The organism is Pseudomonas sp. LJDD11 (assembly GCF_024584215.1).
GTDB lineage: Bacteria > Pseudomonadota > Gammaproteobacteria > Pseudomonadales > Pseudomonadaceae > Aquipseudomonas.
The window spans coordinates 62,006-87,020 of record NZ_JANJFL010000001.1; the positions used below are offsets into that span (position 1 = coordinate 62,006).

Consider the following 25,015-nt stretch of genomic DNA (forward strand, 5'->3'; position numbering starts at 1 on the left):
GCAGGCGTTATGAAATTTGTTGATGAAGTATCGATTCGGGTAAAGGCCGGTGACGGCGGCAACGGTTGCATGAGCTTCCGGCGTGAAAAATTCATCGAGAACGGCGGTCCCAACGGCGGTGACGGTGGTGACGGTGGCTCGGTGTACATGGTCGCTGACGAAAACCTCAATACCCTGGTGGATTACCGCTACACGCGGCATTTCGATGCCCAGCGCGGTTCCAACGGTGGCAGCACGGACTGCACCGGTGCCAAGGGAGAAGACCTGTTCCTGCGCGTGCCGGTCGGCACCACGGTGATCGACGCCGGTACCCAGGAGGTCATCGGCGACCTGACCAAGGCCGGTCAGAAGCTGATGGTCGCTCAGGGCGGCTGGCACGGCCTGGGCAACACCCGTTTCAAGTCCAGCACCAACCGTGCGCCACGCCAGACCACTCCGGGCAAACCGGGCGACCAGCGTGACCTGAAGCTGGAGCTCAAGGTGCTGGCTGACGTCGGCCTGCTGGGCCTGCCGAATGCTGGCAAGAGCACCTTCATTCGCTCGGTATCGGCCGCCAAGCCAAAGGTGGCGGATTATCCGTTCACCACGCTGGTGCCGAACCTTGGGGTGGTCAGTGTCGACCGCTGGAAGAGCTTCGTCATCGCCGACATTCCGGGGCTGATCGAAGGTGCTTCGGACGGCGCGGGCCTGGGGATTCGTTTCCTCAAGCACTTGGCGCGTACCCGTCTGTTGCTGCACCTGGTGGACATGGCGCCGATGGATGAAACCAGCCCGGCTGATTCGGCCGAGGTGATCATCAATGAGCTGATCCGCTTCAGTCCGGCGCTGGCTGATCGCGACCGCTGGCTGGTGCTGAACAAGTGCGACCAGTTGCTCGAAGATGAGCAGGAGCAGCGCAAGCGCGAGATCGTCGAGCGGCTGGGCTGGACCGGCCCGGTTTATGTGATCTCGGCCATCGCCCGTGAAGGCACCGAGCGTCTGTCGCGCGACATCATGCGTTACCTCGAAGACCGTGCTGATCGCCTGGCCCATGACCCGGCTTATGCCGAAGAGCTGGCCGAGCTGGATCAGCGCATCGAAGACGAGGCGCGTGCCCAGTTGCAGGCGCTGGACGACAAGCGTGCCCTGCGCCGCAGTGGTGTGAAAAGCGTCGATGATGTCAGTGACGACGATGATTGGGGCGATGATCTGGATGACGAAGACGGCCCGGAAATCATTTATGTCCGTGACTGATGGCGGGTCGTAACTTGCAGTAAACTAACGCCGCTTTCGAGCGGCGTTTTCGTGCCCTGAAAGCCGAATTGAAAAACTCTCTGGCTAAGGTTGGATGATGATGCGCAGCAAAGTGACGGGTGCCCGGCGCTGGGTCGTGAAGATTGGCAGTGCTTTGCTGACTGCTGATGGCAAGGGCCTGGATCGCTCGGCAATGAGTGTCTGGGTTGAACAGATGGTGGCGCTGCATGAGGCGGGCGTCGAACTGGTGCTGGTGTCCTCCGGGGCGGTGGCGGCCGGGATGAGCCGTCTGGGCTGGACGACCCGACCGAGTGCCATGCATGAGCTGCAGGCGGCAGCGGCTATCGGCCAGATGGGGCTGGTACAGGCCTGGGAGTCGAGCTTTGCCGAGCATGACCGGCACACTGCGCAGATTCTTCTGACCCACGACGACCTGTCGGACCGCAAGCGTTATCTCAACGCCCGCAGCACCTTGCGTGCGCTGGTCGAGCTGGGGGTGGTGCCGGTCATCAACGAGAACGACACGGTGGTCACCGATGAGATCCGCTTCGGTGACAACGACACCCTGGCGGCGTTGGTGGCAAACCTGGTCGAGGCCGATCTGCTGGTCATCCTGACGGATCGTGACGGCATGTTCGATGCCGACCCGCGTAACAACCCTGATGCCCAATTGATTCTTGAGGCGCGTGCCGATGATCCGGCGCTGGACGCCGTTGCCGGTGGCACAGGCGGTGCGCTGGGGCGTGGCGGTATGCAGACCAAACTGCGCGCTGCGCGTCTGGCGGCGCGTTCCGGTGCGCACACCGTGATCGTCGGTGGGCGCATTGAGCAGGTGTTGGCGCGGCTCAAGGCCGGCGAGCAACTCGGCACCCTGTTGTCGCCGGAGCGCGAAATGCTTGCGGCGCGCAAGCAGTGGCTGGCCGGGCATCTGCAGACCCGTGGCACGCTGGTGCTCGATGATGGCGCGGTCAGCGCGCTGGCCTCGGATAACAAGAGCTTGCTGCCGGTCGGCGTCAAGCTGGTCCAGGGCAGTTTCCGGCGCGGCGAGATGGTTGTCTGTGTGGCGCCGGATGGTCGTGAAGTGGCGCGCGGGCTGAGTAACTACAGCGCCGTCGAGGCGCAGAAGATCATCGGTCAATCGTCTGATGCCATCGTTCGGGTGTTGGGCTACATGGCTGAGCCTGAGCTGGTGCATCGCGATAATCTGATTCTGGTGTGAGGTGGTTCATGCGCGTGTTCAGGCTGGGAATCGGGTTGTTGCTGGCCTGGCCGCTGCTGGGCTGGTCCTTGCAGGCTGCTGCTGAAGAGATTGGCCAGGTGTCGACGGTTTTTAAACTGCTCGGCGCCAACGACCGGATCGTGGTCGAGGCATTCGATGATCCCAAGGTCGAGGGCGTGACCTGCTACCTGTCGCGGGCCAAGACCGGTGGGGTCAAAGGCAGTCTGGGGCTGGCAGAGGACCGCGCCGAGGCGTCGATTGCCTGTCGTCAGGTCGGGCCGATCCGCTTCGAGTTGCCGCTCAAGGATGGTGAAGAGGTGTTCAAGGAGCGTACCTCGCTGGTGTTCAAGACCATGCAGGTGGTGCGCTTTTTGGACGAGAAGCGCAATACGCTGGTGTATCTGGTCTACAGCGACCGCCTTATCGAAGGCAGCCCGCAAAATGCGGTGACTGCGATTCCGATCCTGCCGTGGCGTGAGGCTGAAAAGCCTTAGCAGGTTGTACCTGACCTGACCGGCAATCTCCGGACCCTGCAAAACCGTCATTATTTGGCAATGCCGTAGTAGTAAATTGCCGGTATTACAGGGCATGGATGTTTTGCAGTGATCCGGAGGTCATTTTCCTCGCTCAGCTCTCTGCAGCTGTTGTTGCTGGCATTTTGTGCTGTGACCCTGGCATTTCTCTGGGTGCGGCACTTTCAGCATCAAGCCTCCTCTGCTGATGAAGCGCTGGCTGCCAAGGCGGCAGAGCATCTGAATCTGGCTGCAATAGCCGGGCAGAATCTGCGCCAGCTGGTCGATCGGGCCCAGGTCATTGGTGAGGTCGTGCGTGACGATTTCGGTGGCACGGCCAATAGCCGGCAGGGGCTGGTGCGCATGCTTGCCGAAGACCCGGTGTTCAAGCGCATGAGCCTGTATGGCCTGGATGGGCGGCTGCTGTCTGCCAGTCACATGGATGAACCGAGTCGCTTGCCGGTGCTGTGGCTTGAGCAATTGGCCGATCATTCCATGCAATACGGGCTCAAGCCGCTGTTGCCGCTCGTTGCTCGCGCGCAGGATGCGCCTTCGCTGCCCAGTTGGCGCTTACCATTCATGTTGCCGTTGGTCGACTCTGCAAACGGTACGCTCAATCGCATTCTGGTCGTGCAACTGGATATCGGTTATCTGGCTGCATTGTTCGAGCGTATTGATCTGGGGCGCAGCGGCATGATGCGCTTGCTCGATGGTGCGGGTCAGGAGTTGCTGCGCATCAACAGCAGTGGGGTTGTGGTGGGTGGCGGGGCGCTTGAGCCGGGCTTTGCCACTGTGCAGGAGCTTTCCGGGCAACTGCTTCAGCAGGCTGGCCCAAGCCATTACCAGAGTCTGTATGTGCGCCTGCCGGAGCGCGGCTTTACCGTGGTGGTCAGCCAGGGTGTCGACGAAATCCTGCACGCCTCGCGTGAGTCGTTTCGTGGTCGGCTATGGCTGAACCTGAGCATGACGCTGCTGCTTCTGGGCTGCCTGTTGTGGACGCTGCGCCTGCTGCGCAAGCGCCAGGACGCCTTTGTTGCTCTGCAGCAGGTCCAGCAAGCCAATCAGGCGTTGATTGCCCGGCTTGAAGAGGAACACCGGCGTAGCAGTCATGCGGCCGCCACTGATCATCTCAGTGGTTTGCACAACCGCCGCCAGTTGCTCAAGGTCGCCATGCGGGCGCTGGGCAAGGGGCAGTTGATGGCGGTGCTGTTTATCGACATGGACCGTTTCAAGTCGATCAATGATTCGCTGGGCCACGAGATTGGCGACTTGCTATTGCAGGCGGTCGCCGGGCGGATCAGTTGGATGCTTGGGCCTGGAGACGAAGCCTCGCGCTTTGGTGGTGATGAGTTTGTCGTGCTGCTGGCCGGTGAGCGTAATGAGCGGCAGATAGACGCCTGGGTGGGTGCGTTGGTGCAGAAGTTGTCGGCACCCTACAGCCTGGCTGAGCATATGCTCAGTACCAGCCCCAGCGTCGGAGTAAGCCTGTATCCGCGTGATGGGCAGGCGGTCGATGAGCTGATTCGTGCTGCTGATGCAGCCATGTATCTGGCCAAGCGGGCCGGGCGCGGCCAGTACCGGTTCTTCGATGCCTCGCTGAATGTCGAGGAGGGCGAAAGTTTTGCGTTGGAGCAGGCTTTCGTCGAGGCGCTGCAGGGGCGGCAGTTCATTCTTCATTACCAGCCCCAGATGCGCCTGGATGATATCTCGCTCAGCAGTTGCGAGGCGCTGGTGCGCTGGCAGCATCCGGCGCTCGGGTTGCTTTATCCGGACCGGTTTATCGCATTGGCCGAGCGCAGTGGGTTTATCGTCGAGCTGGGCTGGGAAGTGCTGCGTCTTGCCTGTGAAATGATGGCGCAGTGGTATGCGCGAGGGCAGCCGATTCGTCTGGCGGTCAATGTGTCGGCCATTCAGTTGCGTCAGGCCGATTTTAGCCAGAGGGTCCTTGATGAACTCGACAGGCATGCCCTGAAGCCTGAGTGGCTTGACTTGGAAATTACCGAAACGGCCGTGCTGGAAGACGAAAACCTGGCGGTCGAGCATCTTCGTCGTCTGCGTGATGCAGGCTTGAATATCAGTCTTGATGACTTTGGCAAAGGTTATGCGGGGTTTGCCCACCTGCAAGCGTTGCCATTGACCAAGTTGAAGCTTGATCGTGCGCTGATTGCGTCCTTGTCGGGCGTCATGGATGACAGCCCGATTGTGTCGTCGACCCTCATCCTGGCCAAGCGCCTGGGACTTGAGGTGGTTGCGGAGGGAGTGGAGACCCGCGAGCAGATGCTTTACCTGAAGCGGGTGGGCTGCGATTTCGCCCAGGGTTATTACTTCAGCCGACCGCTGTCGTTGCAGCAGTTGAGTGAGTACGTGCCGTTAGTCGATGAGCCGGAGCAGATATGCGTGGAATAAGAGTCGTGTCGACGTTGCTGCTGCTCTGGCTGTTCACTGTGCAGGCTTATGCCCAGTGTCAGCAAAAGAGCTTGCGGGTGGCGGTCATACCCAAGAAAGGTATGGATGTGCTGCTGCATGAGTACCGGCCGTTGCTGGATCAGTTGAGCCTGAAGTTGAGCATGCCGGTGGAGATCGTCGCGTCTTCTTCTTATGAGAGCGTTGTCGATGCGATCGTCTCGGGTGGGGTGGATATCGCCTGGCTGGGGCCGGCCTCTTATATCCTGGCGCATGGTCGTGACCCGCGTATCGAGCCGTTTGCCAGCCTGACCATTGATGGTGGGTATTTCACGCCGCCGGGACATCACTATCAGGCGCTGTTGTTGGTGCGTGCCAGCGAGTTCGACAGCCTTGAGGCGCTGCGTGGCAAGACGGTCGCCTTGAGTGATCCGGTCAGTACCTCGGGCAGCCTGATCCCTAACGCCGAGTTTGCCCGGCTGACCGGTCTGCCGCTTGCACGGTTCTTTGGTTCGGTGAGCTACTCCGGCTCGCATGACAAATCCCTGGATGCGTTGCTGGGCAAGCGTATTGACGCGGTGTTCGTGGCCAGTGTGCGCGCCGATGCCTATCTGCGCGAGGGGCGCATGCAGCAAGACAGCTTGCGTGTGCTGTGGCGTTCAGAGCCGATTTACTACGACCCCTACGTTTTTAGCGGCAGCCTGTGTGATGAGTTGAAGCGTGCTATTGGCTCGGTAATGCTGGGCGACAGGGCGGTGCTGGGCGACTTTCTGAAGTCGCAGGGGGCGTCTGGGCTGGCGCCGGTCAGTCATGCCGAGTATGCACCGCTGCAACAGTTGATGCAGGGCAGATAGAAAGCGCGGGCATAAAAAAACCGACCCTCAGGTCGGTTTTTTCAAGAACAGGTCAATCAGGCGGCTTCTTTCAGGGCCTTGATGTGACCGTTCAGGCGGCTCTTATGACGAGCAGCCTTGTTCTTGTGGATGATGCCTTTGTCGGCCATACGGTCGATGACAGGCACAGCCAGAGTGTAAGCAACTTGTGCTTTTTCTGCGTCTTTTGCGTCAATGGCTTTAACTACATTCTTGATGTAGGTACGAACCATGGAACGCAGGCTGGCGTTGTGGCTGCGACGCTTCTCAGCCTGTTTTGCACGTTTTTTGGCGGAAGGTGAGTTGGCCACCGTCAAGCTCCTCGAAAGACTGTTATGAAATAGCTAACAAATAAGGCCGCGAATCATGCCGATGTGCCCAATGAATGTCAAGGGCAGATACAAGTTTGCGCCGAGTGGTCTTGCACCTTGCCGGTGATTCATTTCCGGCGCCGGGGCTGTACACTCGCGGACTTTGGCTTCGGGCTTTTTTGGGCCGCGGAGTATCGCATAAATGGACGACAGCAAACAGCGTCCTTTGCTCGAGGCGAATTGTTGCGCTAATGAATCTGCTCAAGTCACTGGCTGCGGTCAGCTCCATCACCATGTTGTCCCGGGTTCTGGGGTTCGTGCGCGATACCATCATCGCCCGGGCGTTCGGTGCCGGGATGGCCACCGATGCGTTTTTCATCGCTTTCAAGCTGCCCAACCTGCTGCGGCGAATCTTTGCCGAGGGGGCGTTTTCGCAAGCATTCGTGCCGATCCTGGCTGAGTACAAGAACCAGCAGGGCGAGGAGGCGACCCGCACCTTCATCGCTTATGTCTCGGGGCTACTGACCCTGGCCCTGGCGGTGGTGACCCTGCTCGGTGTGCTGTTTGCGCCCTGGATCATCTGGGCGACAGCGCCGGGCTTTGCCGACACGCCGGAAAAGTTCGCCCTGACCTCCGACCTGCTGCGGGTGACCTTTCCTTATATATTGCTGATTTCGCTGTCTTCGCTGGCGGGGGCGATTCTCAATACCTGGAACCGCTTTGCCGTGCCGGCCTTTGTGCCGACCCTGCTCAATGTCAGCATGATCGTGTTTGCACTGTTGCTGGTGCCGTACTTCGATCCGCCGATCATGGCGCTCGGTTGGGCGGTCTTGGCCGGTGGCCTGCTGCAGCTGCTTTATCAGTTGCCGCACCTCAAACGCATCGGGATGTTGGTGCTGCCGCGCCTGAACCTGCGTGATGCGGGTGTCTGGCGGGTGATGAAGCAGATGCTGCCGGCGATTCTCGGCGTGTCGGTCAGCCAGATTTCGCTGATCATCAACACCATATTCGCCTCTTTTCTGGTGGCAGGCTCGGTGTCATGGATGTATTACGCCGACCGCCTGATGGAGCTGCCGTCCGGCGTGTTGGGTGTGGCGCTGGGCACCATCCTGTTGCCGATCCTGGCCAAGACCTACGCCGACCGTGACCGTCATGAGTATTCGCGGATTCTCGACTGGGGGCTGCGCCTGTGCTTTGTGCTGGTATTGCCCTGTACCCTGGCGCTGGGACTGATTTCCGAGCCGCTGACGGTTGCGTTGTTCCAGTACGGCAAGTTCGATGATCACGACGCGCTGATGACCCAGCATGCGCTGATTGCCTATTCGGTTGGCTTGCTGGGGATCATCCTGATCAAGGTGCTGGCGCCGGGGTTCTACGCGCAACAGAATATCCGCACGCCGGTGAAAATCGCGATTTTCACGTTGATCGTCACTCAATTGCTCAACCTCGCGTTTATCGGGCCCTTGCAGCATGCCGGCCTGGCGCTGGCGATCAGTGTCGGCGCGACGATCAATGCCTTGTTACTGTTCTGGCAACTGCGTCGTCAGCAGTTGTTCCAGCCGCAACCGGGCTGGCCGCTGTTCCTGCTCAAACTGTGCGTGGCGGTCGCTGTCATGGCCGGCGTGCTGCTGGGGGTGATGCAGTTGATGCCGGCCTGGGCAGAGGGCGGTATGCTCGAACGCTTCGTTCGTCTGGGGATTCTGGTTGCGGCCGGGGTCGTGGCCTACTTTGCCATGCTGCTGTTGCTGGGTTTTCGCCTGAAGGATTTTGCCCGCAAGGCGATCAAGACGTAACGTGCCTGTCGTCCTTGTCCCTCTGTAGGTATAATCGGCCACTTTATGAGCAAGATGTGCGTTATGCAGCTGGTTAGAGGCCTTCACAACCTGCGCCCCCAGCACCGGGGTTGCGTCGCCACGATTGGCAACTTCGACGGTGTACACCGCGGCCACCAGGCTATCCTGGCGCGCCTGCGTGAGCGCGCCGCCGAACTGGAGCTGCCCAGCTGCGTGGTGATCTTCGAGCCACAGCCGCGCGAGTTCTTTGCCCCCGACACCGCGCCGCCGCGCCTGGCGCGGTTGCGCGACAAAGTCGAGCTGTTGCGCGCAGAGGGCGTTGACCGGGTCCTGTGCCTGTCATTCAATCAGCGCTTCAGCCAACTCAGCGCCACCGAGTTCGTCGAGACCATTGTTCTTGATGGCCTCGGTGTGAAGCACCTTGAAGTGGGTGACGATTTTCGTTTTGGCCATGACCGTTCCGGTGATTTCGATTTCCTGCAACGTGCCGGCGCCGCCCACGGGTTTACTGTCGAAGCGGCGCAGACCGTCGAGATCGATGGCCTGCGGGTCAGTAGCACCAAGGTACGCAAGGCGCTGGCCAGCGCCGACTTCGACCTTGCCGAGCAACTGCTGGGCCGCCCGTTCGCGATTTCCGGGCGCGTCCTGCATGGCCAGAAGCTGGCCCGCCAGCTCGGTACGCCGACCGCCAATGTGCAGCTCAAGCGCCGCCGCGTGCCGCTGAGCGGGGTCTATCTGACCAGCACCCTGATTGACGGTCAGGTCTGGCCGGGGGTTGCCAATATCGGCGTGCGTCCGACCGTGGCCGGCGATGGCAGTGCCCACCTCGAGGTGCATCTTCTGGATTTTGCCGGTGATCTCTATGGCCGGCGTTTGACGGTGGTTTTCCACCAAAAGCTGCGTGATGAGCAGCGCTTTGCCTCACTGGAGGCGCTCAAGACGGCGATCAATGCGGATGTCGCCGCCGCCCGTGCCCATTGGCATGGCCAACCGCTAACCAAGAGCCTGAAATGACCGACTACAAAGCCACGCTAAATCTTCCGGACACCGCCTTCCCGATGAAGGCCGGCCTGCCCCAGCGCGAACCGCAAACCCTGCAGCGCTGGGACAGCATTGGCCTGTACCAGAAGCTGCGCGAAATTGGCAAGGACCGTCCCAAGTTCGTCCTGCACGACGGTCCGCCCTATGCCAACGGCAAGATTCACATCGGTCATGCACTGAACAAGATCCTCAAGGACATGATCGTGCGTTCCAAGACCCTGGCCGGTTTTGACGCGCCTTACGTGCCCGGCTGGGACTGCCACGGCCTGCCGATCGAGCACAAGGTCGAGGTCACCCACGGCAAGAACCTGTCGGCCGACAAGACCCGTGAGCTGTGCCGTGCCTATGCGGCCGAGCAGGTCGAGGGCCAGAAGGCCGAGTTCATCCGCCTGGGTGTGCTGGGCGAGTGGGACAATCCCTACCTGACCATGAACTTCGCCAACGAAGCCGGAGAAATCCGTGCACTGGCCGAAATGGTCAAGGGCGGCTTCGTATTCAAGGGCCTCAAGCCGGTCAACTGGTGTTTCGACTGCGGCTCGGCCCTGGCTGAAGCGGAAGTCGAGTATCAGGACAAGAAGTCGCCGACCATCGACGTCGCCTTCCCGATTGCCGACGACGCGAAACTGGCTGCCGCTTTCGGTCTTTCGGCGCTGCCCAAGCCTGCGGCCATCGTGATCTGGACCACCACCCCGTGGACCATCCCGGCCAACCAGGCGCTGAACGTTCACCCTGAATTCAACTATGCGTTGGTCGATACCGGTGAGCGCCTGCTTGTGCTGGCTGAAGAGCTGGTCGAGGCGTGCCTGGCGCGCTACAAGCTCGAAGGTTCGGTGATCGCCACCGCCACCGGTAAAGCGCTTGAGCTGATCAATTTCCGCCATCCGTTCTACGACCGTCTGTCGCCGCTGTACCTGGCCGAGTACGTCGAGCTGGGTGCCGGCACCGGTGTGGTACACAGTGCCCCGGCCTACGGCGTAGACGACTTCAATTCGTGCAAGCACTACGGCATGAGCAACGATGACATCCTCAGCCCCGTGCAGAGCAACGGCGTGTATGTCGAGTCGCTGGAGTTCTTCGGTGGCCAGTTCATCTTCAAGGCCAACCAGAACATCGTCGACAAGCTGGCTGAAGTCGGCAACCTGATGCACACCGAGACCATCAGCCATAGCTACATGCATTGCTGGCGGCACAAGACCCCGCTGATCTACCGTGCTACGGCACAGTGGTTCGTCGGCATGGACAAGCAGCCGGCTGCCGGTGCCAGCCTGCGCGAGCGTTCGCTCAAGGCCATCGACCAGACCAAATTCGTCCCGGCCTGGGGCCAGGCGCGTCTGCATTCGATGATCGCCAACCGGCCTGACTGGTGCATCTCGCGCCAGCGCAACTGGGGCGTGCCGATTCCGTTCTTCCTGCACAAGCAAACCGGCGAACTGCATCCGCGCACTGTCGAGCTGATGGAGCAGGTCGCCCAGCGCGTCGAGCAGCAAGGCATCGAGGCCTGGTTCAAGCTCGATGCTGCCGAGCTGCTCGGTGACGAAGCGGCCAGCTACGACAAGATCAACGACACCCTCGACGTGTGGTTCGACTCCGGCACCACGCACTGGCATGTACTGCGTGGCTCGCACAATATCGGCCACGACAGCGGCCCGCGCGCCGACCTGTACCTGGAAGGCTCCGACCAGCACCGCGGCTGGTTCCACTCCTCGTTGCTGACCGGTTGCGCCATCGACGGGCATGCGCCGTACCGCGAGCTGCTGACTCACGGCTTCACGGTCGACGAGAACGGCCGCAAGATGTCCAAGTCGCTGGGCAATACCATCGAGCCGCAGAAGGTCACCGACACGCTGGGCGCCGATATCCTGCGTCTGTGGGTTTCGGCCACCGACTACTCCGGCGAAATGGCCGTTTCCGAGCAGATCCTGCAGCGCAGTGCCGACGCCTACCGGCGGATCCGCAATACCGCGCGCTTCCTGCTGTCGAACCTGTCCGGCTTCAACCCGGCCACCGACCTGCTGCCGGCTGAAGACATGCTGGCGCTGGACCGTTGGGCGGTGGATCGCACCCTGCTGCTGCAGCGCGAGCTCGAAGAGCACTACGGCGAATACCGCTTCTGGAACGTCTACTCGAAGATCCACAACTTCTGCGTGCAGGAGCTGGGCGGTTTCTACCTCGACATCATCAAGGACCGTCAGTACACCACGGGCGCCAACAGCGTCGCGCGGCGTTCCTGCCAGACCGCTCTGTTCCACATCTCTGAAGCGCTGGTACGCTGGATCGCGCCGATCCTGTCGTTCACTGCCGACGAGCTGTGGCAGTTCCTGCCGGGCGAGCGCAACGAGTCGGTGATGCTCAACACCTGGTATCAGGGCCTGAGCGAGCTGCCAGCCGGTTTCGAGCTGGACCGCGCCTATTGGGAGCGGGTCATGGCGGTGAAGGTTGCGGTCAACAAGGAAATGGAAAACCTGCGCGCTGCCAAAGCCATCGGCGGCAACCTGCAGGCCGAAGTGACCCTGTACGCCGAAGAGGCGTTGAGTGCCGATCTGGCCAAACTCGGCAACGAGCTGCGGTTCGTCCTGATCACCTCGACTGCCACCGTCGCGCCGTTCGTTTCGGCGCCGGCCGATGCGGTAGTGACCGAAGTCGAAGGGCTCAAGCTCAAAGTGGTCAAGTCCGGGCACGCCAAGTGCGCCCGTTGCTGGCATCACCGCGAAGACGTGGGCAGCCACGCCGAGCATCCGGAAATCTGCAACCGCTGCGTAGACAACATCAGCGGTGCCGGCGAGGTGCGTCACTATGCCTGACTCGGGGCTGGATAAGGGCACCGGCCGGTTCGGCCGGCTGTCCTGGTTATGGCTGAGCCTGCTGGTCCTGATCGTTGACCAGGTCAGCAAGTACTACTTCGAGAACTCGTTGAACCTGTACCAACAGATCATCGTGATTCCGGATTACTTCAGCTGGACCCTGGCATATAACACCGGCGCAGCGTTCAGCTTCCTGGCGGACGGCGCCGGCTGGCAGCGCTGGTTGTTCGCCGTGATTGCGCTGGTGGTCAGTGCGGTGCTGGTGGTCTGGCTCAAGCGCCTGGGGCGCGATGAGACCTGGCTGGCGGTCGCCCTGGCACTGGTGCTGGGCGGCGCCATCGGCAATCTCTACGACCGCGTCGTGCTGGGCCATGTGATCGACTTCATTCTGGTGCACTGGCAGAACCGCTGGTACTTCCCGGCGTTCAACGTGGCCGACAGCGCGATCAGCGTCGGCGCGGTGATGCTGGCGCTGGATATGTTCAAGAGCAAGAAAAGTGAAGAGGCTGTTCATGACTGAACAATCATCAGCGGGCGATATCCGTATCGGCCAGAACACCCAGGTGACGCTGCACTTTGCCTTGCGCCTGGAAAACGGCGACACCGTGGACAGCACCTTCGACAAGTCGCCAGCGACCTTCAAGGTCGGCGACGGCAACTTGCTGCCAGGCTTTGAAGCGGCGATCTTCGGCTTCAAGGCCGGTGATCACAAAAGCGTGCGCATCCCGCCCGAAGGTGCCTTTGGTCAGCACAACCCGCAAAACGTGCAAATCATGCCACGCTCGCAGTTCGAGGGCATGGAACTGTCCGAAGGGCTGCTGGTGATTTTCAACGATGCCGCCAATACCGAGTTGCCGGGTGTGGTGAAGGACTTCGATGAGCAGCAGGTGACCATCGATTTCAACCATCCGCTGGCCGGCAAGACCCTTGATTTCGAAGTGCAGATCTTCGAAGTCGTGGCGCTGGATTCGTAACGTTTTTCGCGGCTGAAGCCGCTCCTGCGGGAGCGGCAAAAGCTGCGCACCCTATACAGCCACAGGCTGCCGAGGCCAACATGCAAATCAGACTCGCCAATCCCCGCGGCTTTTGTGCCGGTGTGGACCGTGCGATCGAAATCGTCAACCGGGCCCTGGAAGTGTTCGGGCCGCCGATCTATGTGCGCCACGAAGTGGTCCACAACAAGTTCGTCGTCGAGGATCTGCGCTCGCGTGGGGCCATTTTCGTCGAGGAATTGGACCAGGTTCCGGATAACGTCATCGTCATCTTCAGTGCCCACGGTGTATCCCAGGCTGTGCGTAGCGAGGCGGCCAACCGCGGCCTGAAGGTCTTTGATGCCACCTGCCCGCTGGTCACCAAGGTGCACATCGAGGTGGCCAAGTACAGCCGCGATGGCCGTGAGTGCATCCTGATCGGCCACGCCGGCCATCCGGAAGTCGAAGGCACCATGGGCCAGTACGATGCCAGCAATGGCGGGGCCATCTACCTGGTGGAAGATGAGCAGGATGTCGCCAGGCTTGAGGTCAGCAACCCCGAGCGTCTGGCATTTGTGACCCAGACCACGCTGTCGATGGATGACACCAGCCGGGTGATCGACGCCCTGCGGGCGCGCTTCCCGGCTATCGGCGGGCCGCGCAAGGATGACATCTGCTACGCCACCCAGAACCGCCAGGATGCGGTCAAGCAACTGGCTGACGAATGCGATGTGGTGCTGGTTGTAGGCAGCCCCAACAGTTCCAACTCCAACCGTCTGCGCGAGCTGGCCGAACGCATGGCGACCCCGGCCTACCTGATCGATGGCGCCGAAGACATGCAGCGCAGCTGGTTCGACGGGGTGCACAACATCGGTATCACTGCCGGTGCGTCGGCGCCGGAAGTGCTGGTGCGCGGTGTGATCCAGCAGTTGCAGGAGTGGGGCGCCAGCAGCGCTCAGGAACTCGATGGCCGCCCGGAAAACATCACCTTCTCGATGCCTAAAGAGCTGCGGGTCAAGTCGGTGACCTGATACGCCCTCAAGGTCTGCCCTCAAAGTACAGCTCAGCCGCATAGCGGCTGATCGGTTTGCCGCTCCACCACCCTCACATTCCCGGTAATCGCCACCACCACCCGGTAGTGGCTGACCGGCTGGTCTCTGAGGCACACGTGGATGGTGCCGTTGCCGCCGCCGCGCAAACCGCCCAGCTCGCTGAATGTGAGCTTCTGTGCGACCTTGCTATTGCCCACGATCCGCAGCTTGCCATTGAGCACCCGCTCCAGCAGCACCGGCCCATCCGGGCGTTGTTGATTGTGCTCGGCGATGATCTGCCAGCCCTGGCTCCAGTCCTCCCCAAGTGCCTGAATACTGACCTGCTGATGGCGGGTGATTGCCGCGACCCTTGCGGCGCGTATACCGCCGGCCAGCTCGCGGGCCGCCACCAGCCGTTGTTGCGCTTGCCACAGGTCGCTCAGGCCCGGCGCTGCCAGCCCGCTCAGAATGCTCAGAACAATCAGGGCAATCAGTAGCTCCAATAGCGTGAAACCGCTCTGTTTCATCGATCTTCCCTCCCTGGAAGAAAAGCTGACACTCGTCAGTCGTAAATGACCGTATATCCTTGTAACGGTTGTTCGGTGTTGCAGCCGCTTTATAGTCGTATCGTCAAGGAGACACTTAATGCCTCGTTCCGCCAAGGGATTCAGCCTGATCGAATTGTTAGTCACTGTGTCTCTGGTGGGAATTCTGGCGGCCGTTGCCATCCCGGGGTTCAGCAGCATGATCCAGAACAACCGCGCCGAGACTGAAGTCAGCGACCTGCAGCGGGCGCTCAATTATGCGCGGCTGGAGGCGATCAACCGTGGCATGACGATCCGCATCGCGCCGGTCAGCGGCGCCGACTGGACCGCCGACCTGCGAATCACTGACACAAAAACCAACCCGACCACCCTCAGGACCCTGAGCGGCATGAGTGCCGGTGCGGCGCTGGCCACCGGCAATGTGGCAGCCATCGAATTCAACAACCTCGGCGGGGTGGCGACACCGGCCAGCCAGGTGACCATGACCTACACTCGCGGCACGATCAGCAAGGCGTTGTATGTCTGCCTGACCGGAAGAATCGTTTTGAATGGAAGCTGCGGATGACCAAGACCTGTCGCGCTGCCCAGGCGGGCATGACCCTGATCGAGGTGCTGATCTCGGTGTTGATTCTGGCCATCGGTCTGCTGGGCGCCGCTGCTATTCAGCTCAATGCGCTCAAGTACACCGACAGTGCCGCGATGACCAGCCAGGCCAGCTTTATTGCCTATGACATGATGGATCGCATCCGGGCCAACGTGATCGGCAACGCCACCTCCAATGGCACCGCCAATGTGCTCGCCAGCTATGGGTTGTCGAGCCTGTCGGCGGCGCCAGCGCCCGGAAACGATGCGCGCTCCAGAGACCTGTCGGACTTCCGCGAAAATGTCACGGGTTTTGCCGGCACCGATGGCGCGCAAAGCAAGATTGCCATTAACGGCCAGGAGGTCACCATCACCATTTACTGGAATGACCGCCGTGCCCAGCAACCTGAAGACCTGGCCAGCGGAGCAACGCCTGCTGCGGCGGCTGCACGCAGCTTCGTACTTACCTCGCGCATCGGGGTCGGGGTGACGCCATGAAGCGCCGTTCACAAGGGTTCGGTCTCATCGAAATCATGGTGGCGCTGGCGCTCGGGCTGGTGGTCAGCTTCGGGGTGGTGCAGATTTTCATTGCCGCGCGCACGACCTTTTCCAGTCAGAACTCGGCAGCGCGCCTGCAGGAAGACGCACGCTTCGTGCTGAGCAAGATGATCCAGGAACTGCGCATGACCGGCATGTACGGCTGCCTGAGCTTTGGCAGTTACATCCCGGTACCGCCAGCGATTGAGTGGCCGACGGCGCTTAACACCCCGATCCTCTGGGACAACACCACCAACACCCTGACCATTGTCACCGCCGACATCGGTACAGCCGGGGTCGCGCCGAACTGGACCATCCTTTCCGATTGCCAAACCTCGTCTCAGCTTTACGCCGGTTCCAGGGCGCCGGCTGCCGGCCAGACGGCGTTCCCGCTGCGGCAACTGGTCTACAGCTACAGTGCCAATAACGGCACCCTGAGCATCAAGGCCGGTACTGCCTCTACCCAGCCTGCCCAGCCCTTGCTGCAGAATATTGTGGCTTTCGACGTATCGTTCGGCATGACCGGCAGCCCCATGAGCTACACCCGGGTCATTAGCGCGGCCAGTTCTGCCGAGATCCGCAGCGTGCGCCTGAGCCTGACCCTGAGAGACCCGGAGGCGCGGGTCGCTAATCAGACTTACAGCGCTGTCGCCTACTTGCGTAACCGGTTCTGAGAGGGGATGCGATGAACACCAACCGCTTGCAGCGCATGCCCCGGTTTATCCAGCGCCAGCACGGCATGGCCTTGCTGGTCAGCCTGATCTTTTTGCTATTGCTGACGATGCTGGGCATTGCCTCCATGCAAAGCGCCACCCTGCAGGAGAAGATGGCCGGCAGTGTCACCCTGCGCAATACTTCGTTCCAGACCGCCGAGGCGGTGCTGCGCTTGGGGGAGACGGCGATCATGGCCAGCAACTTCAGCATGGCCAAGTGCAACTCGCCCGCCAATTGTCTGCCGCCAGCCGAGTCAACCAGCCTCACCACTGCCGGCACGGGCGCATCGGGGGTGCTGTGGGTGGCGGCCGGTGGTGGCTTCTACGGTATTCAGAACCTGGGTACTACCACCACACCGATCAGCCGCCCGCCGACCTGCCAGGCCGGTAGCTCGGTAACCATGTACCGGGTCACTGCGGTGGTCATTCAGGGCGCTTCGCGAACCGTGCTGGAGAGTATCTATGCCAATTGTTGAGGCGGTGTCGCGCGCCGGTAAGTACCTGGCGGGCCTGCTGTTGGGGTTATACGTAGCTGCCCCGGTCTACGCATTCAACCCGGCCCAGGTACCGCTGCTCAGTGCGCCTGCGGTCACCCCGAACGTCATGCTTCAGGTCGACAATTCGGGCAGTATGGACACCATTATCACGGCGTCCGGCTACAACCCCTCGGCAACATGGGGGCCGGTCTACACACCGGTGTACAGCTGCTTTCTGATTTTCTGCGGCTACAGCCAGGGCAACCCGATCAGTAACGGCACTGCCGATTACGTGTTTGTCGGCAACCTGAGCAGAACCGGTTGCAGCGGTGGGGCCTACGCGTTCTACCGTAATGCCAACTCCATCCATTGCATCACCTTGGCTGACCCGGCAGGGTCGGGCAATACCCGTTATCCGATCACCTACTTGTCGTATCTGGTGTCGGAACTCAACGCCGGCCGCAGCGTTTCCGGCATCCCGACCCAGAGCCGCCTCAATAGCGCGATTTCCGTGGCTCAGGGGCTGGTGCAGAACAACCGTGCCCTGCGCATCGGCCTGGCCGGTTACAACCCGCCCATCAGCGGCGACCCCGGCCCTGGCGGCAGTATCAAGCAATCGGTGGCCGACTTGTCAGCGGTGCCGGCCACGGCCTACCAGAGCGCGGTGAGCCAACAGACTGCCGACACCAACTACAACAACCTGCGCAATGCGATCGGCGCCCTGCGCGCCGAGGCCAACACCCCATTGGCCGAAACCTATTATCAGGTCACCCGCTACATGCGCGGCCTGTCGCCTTCGCCGTCTTACACCGGCTCGCCAACGACCTTCACCAGCCCCATCCAGTACCGCTGCCAGAAAAACTATGGCGTGGTCATCACTGATGGCTTGCCCACCTACGACCGGACCTTCCCGAGCAACGATCCTGATGACCCCAGCGGCTGGTTGCCCAACTGGGACCGGATCAGCAACGACGGGCCGAACCTGACCGGGGATGACGAGGGCGATACCCTGTACCTCGATGACATCGCCAAGTTTGCCTATGACATCGACATGCGCCGCGACTCACGCACCCCCGGTGGCGACCTGACCGGCAAGAGCTGGGACACCGGCGGCTTCCCGGTGCAGAACATGAGCACCTATACGATTGGCTTTACCCTGGATAACCAGATGCTGATCGATGCCGCTGACGAGAACCACGGGCGCGGCAAATACTTCCAGGCCAATGACAGCGCTGGCCTGAACAGCGCCCTGAGTCTGGCGCTGGGCGATATCTATGCCAAGGTCGGCTCGGGGGGCGGCGCCTCGGCCAACTCAGCGGTACTGCAGGCCGGCACCCGCTTCTACCAGACATTCTATGACCCGACCGACTGGCACGGCACCGTGCGCGCCTACAACCTCAATGCCACCACCGGGGCGCGGGGCTCGCAGATCTGGACCACCGACACCACCATGACCGGCAGCACCGCCGCGACGACCTTTGAGTCATGGAGTACCGGTACAACGCCGGCGCGGATCAGCCTGGATTACGCCAACTTCTCGCCGGCGCAACAGGCGGTGCTCAACGCCAACCTGCCCAGCGGCGTGACGGGCGCCAACCTGATCAACTGGGCCAAGGGTACGGCCAATGCGTCGTTGCGCAGCCGCAGCCTGCTGTTGGGCGATATCGTCAACTCCACGCTGGCGGTGGCGTTGCCCGGTGACAAGACCGCCAGTGACCTGCTCGGCGATACCTCGTATACGGCCTACCTGCAACTCAAGTCAGCCAACATGAGCAGCAGCGTGCTGGTCAATGCCAACGACGGTTTTTTCAACGTGCTCGATGCCGGTTCGGGCCAGCGCCGTTATGCGTTCATGCCTTCGACGGTGCTGCCTTCACTGTCGACCATCGCCTCGACGTCCTACGGTTCGGGCGTGCACAAGTTCACGGTTGACGGTCAGGTGGCGGTATTCGATACCCAGGACAACGGTTCATGGCGCACTGTGGCTTACGGCGGCACCGGGGCCGGCGGTAAGGGTTACTTCGCGGTCAAATTGTTTGAGGGCGTCAGCAATGCCATCAGTGCACTCTGGGAGGTCAAGGCGCCTGATACTTCCACACCCAGTAACCGCTTCAATAACCTGGGGTACGCCTATTCCCGGCCTGAAGTGGCACGGATGGCCAATGGCACGGGCATCATGGTGGTCGGCAATGGCTATGGCAGCTTTACCGAGCGTGCCTCGCTGTATGTGATCAACGCCAATACCGGTGCGTTCATCGCTGAAATCCAGACCCCGCAGTTGAATAACGAGACCGATAACGGCCTGTCGTCGGTCAAGCTGGTGGTCAACGCCCAGAATGTGGTGCAGGCCGCGTATGCTGGCGACCTCAAGGGCCGTATGTGGAAGTTCGACCTGAGCGCTGCCAACCCCTCTGGCTGGACGCTGGCCTTTGGCGGTCAGCCGCTGTTCACTGCGCCGTTAGGGGCTGCCCAGCCTATTACCGTGCAGCCGCTGATTCTTGATCATCCGCAGAACGGCAAGCTGATCTATTTCGGCACCGGCAAATTCAGCGAGACCACTGACAAGCAAACCACCGCGCAACAGGCGTTCTATGCCATCTGGGATGCCAGCGGTGGCATCGGCAATTTTGTCCAGGCCAACCTGCAGGTGCAGAACATCACCGGCACGGTGACTGGCAGCAACGCGACCTATTTCAGTGTCAGCAGAAATAACGTCGACTGGTCGACCCGCAAAGGCTGGTATCTGCCGCTGGCCACGGCTGCCCCTTATCTGGGGGAACGGGTCATCTTTCCTGCGCAGAGCAGCCGCAGCAGGATCATCTTCAGCACGGCAGCCGTGAACTCAACCGATCCTTGTGAAAGTACCGGTACCGGCCGGGTGCTCGTGCTCGATGCCGCCAGCGGCGGCATGTTCAACTATCCGGTGCTCGACACCACAGGTGACGGGATGATTACCAGCGCCGATGCCATGGTGGGTGGTCTGGCGGTCGGCAGCGGGATCCCGATTGTCAATGCGTTGCTATCGAGCACAGCAGGTGGTAACGACGCTATGGTAACCACTGACAGCAGCGGCATGGTCCGCAATGACGCGCTTGGCGGTGGCCCGGCCAACGTATTCCAACGCATCATGTGGCGACAGATTCAGTAGAGAAGGTGACTCATGCGCTCAAGAGATAACGGCTTTACCTTGATTGAACTCATGATTGTCGTGGCGATTGTCGGTATTCTGGCGGCCATTGCTTACCCCAGTTACACCGAGTACGTGAAGCGTACCCAGCGCTCGGCGATTGCCACGCTGTTGTCGGAGCAGGCCCAGGCGCTTGAACGGTATTACTCGAAAAACGGTGCCTACACGGTGGCCGGTTCACCGCCCAGCGTGTCGGCCGGCAATGATTACTACACCATTGCCGCCGCTCTCAACGCTCAGGATTTCACCCTGGCTGCCACTGGCAAAGGCATGATGGCCAACGACAAGTGTGGCGTCTTTACCTTGACCAACACCGGGGCGCGGACCAATCCCGGCGCAACCGGCGGGGCAACACCCAAGGAATGCTGGAGCCGCTGACGGCTCCGTTCACAATAATCAGAGAACAACATGTCCCAGCAAGTGGTGGTGGTCGGTGGTGGTGTCATAGGCCTGTTGACGGCCTTCAATCTGGCGCAGGCCGGGCAGTCGGTACTGCTGCTTGAGCGTGCCGAGGTGGGCCGCGAGTCCTCTTGGGCCGGGGGCGGTATTGTTTCGCCGCTTTATCCCTGGCGCTACAGCCAGGCGGTCACCGCGCTGGCGCACTGGTCGCAGGACTTTTATCCACAACTGGCCGCCCGCTTGTTCGAACAGACCGGCCTGGACCCTGAGGTTCACGAGACCGGCCTGTACTGGCTGGATCTGGACGATGAACAGCAGGCGCTGGACTGGGCGCAGCGTGAGCAGCGCCCCCTGAGCCGCGCCGACATGTCGGCGGTCTACGATGCCGTGCCGGTGCTCGGGCCAGGTTATCGCCGCGCCATACATATGAGTGGCGTGGCCAACGTGCGCAATCCCCGGCTGGTCAAATCCCTCAAGGCGGCCTTGCAGGCCATGCCGCAGGTGCAGATTCGCGAGCACTGCCAGGTGAGCGGGTTGCTGCATGAACAGGGCCGAATCAGCGGCGTCGCGACTGCCGACGGCGTTATCCACAGTGATCGTGTTGTGCTGACCGCCGGGGCCTGGAGCGGTGAATTGCTCAAGCCGCTGGGTGTCGAGCTGCCAGTGGAGCCGGTCAAGGGCCAGATGATTCTGTTCAAGTGCGCGGCGGATTTCTTGCCGAGCATGGTGCTGGCCAAGGGGCGTTATGCGATACCCCGACGTGACGGGCATATTCTGGTCGGCAGTACCCTGGAATATGAGGGGTTCGACAAAACCCCGACCGGCTCGGCGCTGGACAGTCTCAAGGCGTCGGCCATCGAGTTGCTGCCTGCTTTGGCCGATGCCGAGGTGGTCGGCCACTGGGCCGGTTTGCGGCCCGGCTCGCCGCAAGGCATTCCGTTTATCGGTGAACTGCCAGGCTTTGCCGGGTTGTGGCTTAACTGCGGGCACTTTCGCAACGGGCTGGTGCTGGCCCCGGCTTCCTGTCAGTTGCTGGCCGACCTGTTATTGGACCAGCAACCGGTGATCGATCCTGCGCCTTATGCGCCGGCAGGCCGCCTGGCTTAATCGAGCCCCAGCTTTTTCAGCCGGTAGCGCATCGAGCGGAACGACAGGTTCAAGCGCTGCGCCGCCGCTGTGCGGTTCCAGCGGGTTTCTTCGAGTGCCTGAAGAATCAGCTGGCGCTCGATGCTCTCCAGATAATCCTCGAGGTTTTCGATATTGGCCAGGCTCGGGGCATTCCTGTCCTGGGCAGGGGCGCTGTCGTTCAGGCGCAGGTCCGAGGCGAGTACCTGATCGTTCTCGCACAGGGTGTAGGCGCGCTCCAGCATATTCTCAAGCTCCCGGACGTTGCCGGGAAAACGGTAGTTCTTGAGGATTTCCAGCGCCTGCGGATGGAGCCGGGCCAGCGGTTGGGCGTAACTGACCGCCAGGCGCTGCAACATGCTTTCGGCCAGCAGCTCGATATCTTCGCGACGCTCGCGCAATGGCGGTACGCGCAACTCAATGACATTGAGCCGGTAATACAGGTCCTGGCGGAACCGCCCGGCACTGACTTCCTGGGCCAGATCCTTGTGGGTTGCGCACAGGATGCGCACGTCCACGACCTGTTCCTGTTGCCCGCCAATGCAGCGCACAGCCTTCTCCTGAATAGCGCGCAGCAGTTTCACCTGCATGGCCAGCGGCAGGTCGGCGACTTCATCGAGAAACAGGGTGCCGCCATCGGCGACCTGGAACAGCCCCGGTTTGTCTTCGTGGGCGCCGGTAAAACTGCCTTTGCGATGACCGAAGAACTCACTCTCCATCAGCTCAGAGGCGATCGCGCCGCAGTTGACCGGCACGAAGGCTTTATCGGCCCGTGGACCTTGTTCGTGGATCAGCCGGGCAACCAGTTCTTTACCGCTGCCTGATTCGCCACTGATGTAGATCGGCGCCTGGCTGCGGGCCAGCTTGCTGATCTGTTTGCGCAAGGTGCGCATCGGCGGCGCATCGCCCAGCAGGCGGCTGTCGATGCTCTGGTCCTGCTCGCTGCCGTTGCGCAGGCGCAGGGCGCTGCCGACCAGCTCGCGCAGGCGCGGCAGGTCCACCGGCTTGGTCAAAAAGTCGAAAGCTCCGGCCTTGAGGGCGCCGATCGCCAGGTCGAGGTTGCCGTGGGCAGTAATCATCGCCACCGGTGTCTGCGGGTACTGCTGCTGAATGTGCTGCACCAGCTCCATGCCGTTACCGTCGGGCAGACGCATGTCAGTCAGGCACAGATCGAAGGCTTCGCGCCTGAGCCAGTCATAGGCCTCGGCAACATTGCGCGCGGCGCGGGTGTCGAGCTTCATCCGTCCCAGGGTGATTTCCAGGAGTTCACGGATATCCGGCTCATCGTCAACGATCAGGATCTTCTGCCTTGAAGTCATGCTCAACTCAATTTGAACGGGTGGGCGAAGGTAATGCGCAGGCAACTGCCACCTTCAGGCCGCCTGGAATATTCCAGGTGGGCCTGGTTGCTTGCACACAGCTCACGGGACAGGTAAAGCCCGAGTCCCGTGCCTTTGGTTTGCGTGGTGAAAAAGGGCTCGAACATCTTGCCCAGATGTTGCTCGGACACTCCGGCGCCGTCGTCCAGCACGTCGAGGCTCGGCAGGTTGCTCTGGGGATGGTGATACAACCGTAGCCAGACCTGCGCCTGGTCGTGCGCCTGGCCGCTGTGGCGAAGGCCGTTCTGCACCAGATTGGCAAGGACCTGGGTCAACTGGTCCGGATCGAACCGGGTACTGAGCACTCCGCTGCCGGTCTCGCAATGCAACTGATGCCGGGGCGCTGCGCTGTAGCGCCACTGGCTGACGAACTCTTCAAGCCACACGGCAAGGTTCAGCAGCTCCGGCTCGGCCTCACGACGTCGTGAAAGTTGCAGAACGTTCTCAATGACCACATTGATGCGCCGGGACTGCTCGTGAATGATCTGCGCCAGCCGCCGGTCAGGGGGGGGCAGCTCTTCGGACTCTTCAAGCAACTGTACGGCGTGGCTGATCGCGCCCAGCGGGTTGCGGACTTCGTGAGCGATGCCGGCGGTCAGGCGCCCGAGTGCGGCCAGCTTGAGTTGCTGGGCTTGCAGGGCGACTTGCGACAGATCCTCGATAAATACCAAGGTCTGACGTTGCTCGTGACGGTTGAGGGTGGCGAAGCTGGCTTGCAGGGCCGGGCCTGCGGGCGAGTTCTTGAAGCTGTCGGCGGTTCTTATCGGGTTCATGCGCCAATGGCGCAGGCGTTCGACCAGGTGCGGGCAGTAATCATCGATAACCCGCCCCAGCAAGGCTTCATGGCCCAACAGGTTCAGCGCGCTCTGGTTGATCAGCAACACCCGTCGGCCGGCATCGAGCACCAGTATGCCGGTGTGCATGCGCTGCAGGATCAGACCGTTGAGCTCTTCAAGGTTATCGACGTCCACGGCGCGTTGCTCGGCCAGCACCTCGCTGAAGCGCAAACGGGCGGTCAGCGCCTGCATCAGCAAGGCCACGGCAAAGCACAAGGCGCCAAGGCCGCCAGCCTGGACATAGTCGCTGGAGGTCTTCGGGTTGGCGATGCTCAGGTAGAAGGTCAGGTAAATGATGCCGATGGCCGACACCGCAGCGATCAGTAAGCCGATGCGTCCACGCAGCAGGATGTTGCTGATGGCCACCGAGGCAATCAGCAGGTTGCCGATGCCGCTGGCCGGGCCGCCGCCGGCATAGAACAGGCTCGACAACAACAGCGTGTCGCTCAGTGCCAGGCTGAACATCAGCGCTTTGTAGCGCGGCCGCTCCAGCAGCACGACGATCAGGATGTTGAAAACCAGATAGATCCAGCAGCCGGCGCGAAACAGGCTCGGGTTGGCCATTTCCAGCAGTTCGGCATCCAGGTCGCTGGAGACCAGCAGCACCAGCATGACACCGATGATCAGCCGATAGAGGTGGTACAGGCGCAGGATCCGCTGCGCCAGGGCGCTGCCGAGGGCCAGCGGCTCAGCGATCACGTGAGGCGGGGCCCAGCAGCCTGTGATCCTCGCTGCAGTACCATTGTTGTTGCTGGTTGAGGGCGCGATCTTGCGGCAGATGGACGCCGCAGTGAGCGCAACGCACCATCGGCGCGGCAGCATCTTCTGCCTTTTTGTCCTGGGCGGGCTTGCGGGCCGGCGGGTTGAGCAAGCGCTTGATGAACCAGACAGCGGCGAAGATCAGCGCTGCCCACAAAAGAATGCGAATCATGATGGACCGATTGAAGGTGTGTTAATGGCGCAGTGTAGCCAAGCGGCGGTGGCTACGCAGGTAGTTTTTAGGTGCGGCCCATGGCGCAGGCAATAAAAAAGAGGCCCGCAGGCCTCTT

General features: G+C 61.4%; 23 protein-coding genes. 18 read left to right on the forward strand and 5 right to left on the reverse strand.

Annotated elements, in window-relative coordinates; genetic code table 11:
* The first annotated feature begins 9 nt into the window (after positions 1-9).
* The 5 genes from cgtA to NRB16_RS00270 all read left to right on the forward strand — a co-directional run bounded on the left by cgtA (position 10) and on the right by NRB16_RS00270 (position 6,221).
* A complete protein-coding gene (gene cgtA, locus NRB16_RS00250) occupies positions 10-1,233 on the forward strand; it encodes an Obg family GTPase CgtA (RefSeq protein ID WP_045483690.1) in 1,224 nt (407 codons plus the stop codon).
* A 100-nt stretch (positions 1,234-1,333) separates the two neighbouring features.
* Positions 1,334-2,452, forward strand: a complete 1,119-nt coding sequence (gene proB / locus NRB16_RS00255) for a glutamate 5-kinase (protein ID WP_045493860.1) — start codon at positions 1,334-1,336, stop codon at positions 2,450-2,452.
* Positions 2,453-2,460: 8 nt separating this feature from the next.
* Positions 2,461-2,946 carry a CreA family protein gene (locus NRB16_RS00260; RefSeq protein ID WP_045483688.1) on the forward strand — a complete coding sequence of 162 codons (486 nt, stop codon included), beginning with the start codon at positions 2,461-2,463 and terminating at the stop codon, positions 2,944-2,946.
* A gap of 108 nt (positions 2,947-3,054) precedes the next feature.
* Entirely contained in the window at positions 3,055-5,370 is a 2,316-nt protein-coding gene (locus NRB16_RS00265; protein WP_257105213.1) for an EAL domain-containing protein, read from the forward strand.
* Positions 5,358-6,221 (forward strand): phosphate/phosphite/phosphonate ABC transporter substrate-binding protein, encoded by an 864-nt coding sequence (locus NRB16_RS00270; RefSeq protein ID WP_257105214.1) that lies wholly within the window; start codon positions 5,358-5,360, stop codon positions 6,219-6,221. Before NRB16_RS00265 ends, NRB16_RS00270 begins: the two co-directional genes overlap by 13 nt.
* A 56-nt stretch (positions 6,222-6,277) precedes the next feature.
* Here the strand turns inward: NRB16_RS00270 and rpsT are convergent, their stop codons facing one another.
* Entirely contained in the window at positions 6,278-6,550 is a 273-nt protein-coding gene (rpsT, locus tag NRB16_RS00275; RefSeq protein ID WP_045483684.1) for a 30S ribosomal protein S20, read from the reverse strand.
* A gap of 251 nt (positions 6,551-6,801) precedes the next feature.
* On the opposite strand from rpsT, the gene murJ reads away from it, so the two are divergent.
* The 6 genes from murJ (at position 6,802) to ispH (ending at position 14,187) form a co-directional block, all read left to right on the forward strand.
* Positions 6,802-8,343 carry a murein biosynthesis integral membrane protein MurJ gene (gene murJ / locus NRB16_RS00280; RefSeq protein WP_045483681.1) on the forward strand — a complete coding sequence of 514 codons (1,542 nt, stop codon included), beginning with the start codon at positions 6,802-6,804 and terminating at the stop codon, positions 8,341-8,343.
* A gap of 63 nt (positions 8,344-8,406) precedes the next feature.
* On the forward strand, positions 8,407-9,357 hold the full coding sequence (ribF, locus tag NRB16_RS00285; protein ID WP_253116206.1) for a bifunctional riboflavin kinase/FAD synthetase: 951 nt from the start codon (positions 8,407-8,409) through the stop codon (positions 9,355-9,357).
* A complete protein-coding gene (ileS, locus tag NRB16_RS00290; protein ID WP_253142361.1) occupies positions 9,354-12,185 on the forward strand; it encodes an isoleucine--tRNA ligase in 2,832 nt (943 codons plus the stop codon). The genes ribF and ileS overlap by 4 nt, the downstream gene beginning before the upstream one ends.
* Positions 12,178-12,705 (forward strand): signal peptidase II, encoded by a 528-nt coding sequence (lspA, locus tag NRB16_RS00295; RefSeq protein WP_253142360.1) that lies wholly within the window; start codon positions 12,178-12,180, stop codon positions 12,703-12,705. The genes ileS and lspA overlap by 8 nt, the downstream gene beginning before the upstream one ends.
* The gene (locus NRB16_RS00300; RefSeq protein WP_045483670.1) at positions 12,698-13,159 is read left to right on the forward strand and encodes a peptidylprolyl isomerase; all 462 of its coding nucleotides are present in this window, start codon (positions 12,698-12,700) and stop codon (positions 13,157-13,159) included. The genes lspA and NRB16_RS00300 overlap by 8 nt, the downstream gene beginning before the upstream one ends.
* A gap of 80 nt (positions 13,160-13,239) precedes the next feature.
* Positions 13,240-14,187, forward strand: a complete 948-nt coding sequence (gene ispH, locus NRB16_RS00305) for a 4-hydroxy-3-methylbut-2-enyl diphosphate reductase (RefSeq protein WP_045483668.1) — start codon at positions 13,240-13,242, stop codon at positions 14,185-14,187.
* A gap of 32 nt (positions 14,188-14,219) precedes the next feature.
* Here the strand turns inward: ispH and NRB16_RS00310 are convergent, their stop codons facing one another.
* A complete protein-coding gene (locus tag NRB16_RS00310; RefSeq protein WP_045483666.1) occupies positions 14,220-14,714 on the reverse strand; it encodes a GspH/FimT family pseudopilin in 495 nt (164 codons plus the stop codon).
* A gap of 118 nt (positions 14,715-14,832) precedes the next feature.
* Between NRB16_RS00310 and NRB16_RS00315 the strand changes: the two genes are divergently transcribed.
* From NRB16_RS00315 to thiO, 7 genes are read left to right on the forward strand one after another with little or no spacing between them, the layout of a single operon-like run.
* Complete coding sequence (locus NRB16_RS00315; RefSeq protein WP_045483664.1) at positions 14,833-15,297, forward strand: GspH/FimT family pseudopilin; 465 nt, start codon at positions 14,833-14,835, stop codon at positions 15,295-15,297.
* Positions 15,294-15,812, forward strand: a complete 519-nt coding sequence (gene pilV, locus NRB16_RS00320; protein ID WP_045483661.1) for a type IV pilus modification protein PilV — start codon at positions 15,294-15,296, stop codon at positions 15,810-15,812. Before NRB16_RS00315 ends, pilV begins: the two co-directional genes overlap by 4 nt.
* Positions 15,809-16,525, forward strand: a complete 717-nt coding sequence (locus NRB16_RS00325; protein WP_045483658.1) for a PilW family protein — start codon at positions 15,809-15,811, stop codon at positions 16,523-16,525. Before pilV ends, NRB16_RS00325 begins: the two co-directional genes overlap by 4 nt.
* Positions 16,526-16,536: 11 nt before the next feature.
* Positions 16,537-17,040 (forward strand): PilX N-terminal domain-containing pilus assembly protein, encoded by a 504-nt coding sequence (locus NRB16_RS00330; RefSeq protein ID WP_045483655.1) that lies wholly within the window; start codon positions 16,537-16,539, stop codon positions 17,038-17,040.
* Positions 17,027-20,188 (forward strand): pilus assembly protein, encoded by a 3,162-nt coding sequence (locus NRB16_RS00335; RefSeq protein WP_257105215.1) that lies wholly within the window; start codon positions 17,027-17,029, stop codon positions 20,186-20,188. Before NRB16_RS00330 ends, NRB16_RS00335 begins: the two co-directional genes overlap by 14 nt.
* A gap of 12 nt (positions 20,189-20,200) precedes the next feature.
* Entirely contained in the window at positions 20,201-20,605 is a 405-nt protein-coding gene (locus NRB16_RS00340; RefSeq protein WP_253116221.1) for a type IV pilin protein, read from the forward strand.
* 30 nt (positions 20,606-20,635) lie between these two features.
* The gene (gene thiO, locus NRB16_RS00345) at positions 20,636-21,733 is read left to right on the forward strand and encodes a glycine oxidase ThiO (protein ID WP_257105216.1); all 1,098 of its coding nucleotides are present in this window, start codon (positions 20,636-20,638) and stop codon (positions 21,731-21,733) included.
* On the opposite strand, the gene NRB16_RS00350 is transcribed toward thiO, so the two are convergent.
* From NRB16_RS00350 to NRB16_RS00360, 3 genes are read right to left on the reverse strand one after another with little or no spacing between them, the layout of a single operon-like run.
* Positions 21,730-23,070, reverse strand: coding sequence for a sigma-54 dependent transcriptional regulator (locus tag NRB16_RS00350; protein ID WP_257105217.1), 1,341 nt, complete (start codon positions 23,068-23,070; stop codon positions 21,730-21,732). The two genes, thiO and NRB16_RS00350, sit on opposite strands and share 4 nt — an antisense overlap.
* Positions 23,071-23,072: 2 nt before the next feature.
* Positions 23,073-24,665 carry an ATP-binding protein gene (locus NRB16_RS00355; protein ID WP_257105218.1) on the reverse strand — a complete coding sequence of 531 codons (1,593 nt, stop codon included), beginning with the start codon at positions 24,663-24,665 and terminating at the stop codon, positions 23,073-23,075.
* On the reverse strand, positions 24,655-24,897 hold the full coding sequence (locus NRB16_RS00360; RefSeq protein ID WP_253116226.1) for a PP0621 family protein: 243 nt from the start codon (positions 24,895-24,897) through the stop codon (positions 24,655-24,657). Before NRB16_RS00360 ends, NRB16_RS00355 begins: the two co-directional genes overlap by 11 nt.
* Positions 24,898-25,015: the final 118 nt, after the last annotated feature.

Coding starts and splice junctions, on each gene's coding strand:
- NRB16_RS00335 (WP_257105215.1), top strand. CDS start 17,027: ATGCCAATTGTTGAGGCGGTGTCGCGCGCCGGTAAGTACCTGGCGGGC.
- NRB16_RS00330 (WP_045483655.1), top strand. CDS start 16,537: ATGAACACCAACCGCTTGCAGCGCATGCCCCGGTTTATCCAGCGCCAG.
- ribF (WP_253116206.1), top strand. CDS start 8,407: ATGCAGCTGGTTAGAGGCCTTCACAACCTGCGCCCCCAGCACCGGGGT.
- NRB16_RS00340 (WP_253116221.1), top strand. CDS start 20,201: ATGCGCTCAAGAGATAACGGCTTTACCTTGATTGAACTCATGATTGTC.
- murJ (WP_045483681.1), top strand. CDS start 6,802: ATGAATCTGCTCAAGTCACTGGCTGCGGTCAGCTCCATCACCATGTTG.
- NRB16_RS00360 (WP_253116226.1), bottom strand. CDS start 24,897: ATGATTCGCATTCTTTTGTGGGCAGCGCTGATCTTCGCCGCTGTCTGG.
- NRB16_RS00310 (WP_045483666.1), bottom strand. CDS start 14,714: ATGAAACAGAGCGGTTTCACGCTATTGGAGCTACTGATTGCCCTGATT.
- thiO (WP_257105216.1), top strand. CDS start 20,636: ATGTCCCAGCAAGTGGTGGTGGTCGGTGGTGGTGTCATAGGCCTGTTG.
- lspA (WP_253142360.1), top strand. CDS start 12,178: ATGCCTGACTCGGGGCTGGATAAGGGCACCGGCCGGTTCGGCCGGCTG.
- ispH (WP_045483668.1), top strand. CDS start 13,240: ATGCAAATCAGACTCGCCAATCCCCGCGGCTTTTGTGCCGGTGTGGAC.
- NRB16_RS00260 (WP_045483688.1), top strand. CDS start 2,461: ATGCGCGTGTTCAGGCTGGGAATCGGGTTGTTGCTGGCCTGGCCGCTG.
- ileS (WP_253142361.1), top strand. CDS start 9,354: ATGACCGACTACAAAGCCACGCTAAATCTTCCGGACACCGCCTTCCCG.
- NRB16_RS00315 (WP_045483664.1), top strand. CDS start 14,833: ATGCCTCGTTCCGCCAAGGGATTCAGCCTGATCGAATTGTTAGTCACT.
- NRB16_RS00350 (WP_257105217.1), bottom strand. CDS start 23,070: ATGACTTCAAGGCAGAAGATCCTGATCGTTGACGATGAGCCGGATATC.
- cgtA (WP_045483690.1), top strand. CDS start 10: ATGAAATTTGTTGATGAAGTATCGATTCGGGTAAAGGCCGGTGACGGC.
- NRB16_RS00325 (WP_045483658.1), top strand. CDS start 15,809: ATGAAGCGCCGTTCACAAGGGTTCGGTCTCATCGAAATCATGGTGGCG.
- NRB16_RS00270 (WP_257105214.1), top strand. CDS start 5,358: ATGCGTGGAATAAGAGTCGTGTCGACGTTGCTGCTGCTCTGGCTGTTC.
- pilV (WP_045483661.1), top strand. CDS start 15,294: ATGACCAAGACCTGTCGCGCTGCCCAGGCGGGCATGACCCTGATCGAG.
- proB (WP_045493860.1), top strand. CDS start 1,334: ATGCGCAGCAAAGTGACGGGTGCCCGGCGCTGGGTCGTGAAGATTGGC.
- NRB16_RS00300 (WP_045483670.1), top strand. CDS start 12,698: ATGACTGAACAATCATCAGCGGGCGATATCCGTATCGGCCAGAACACC.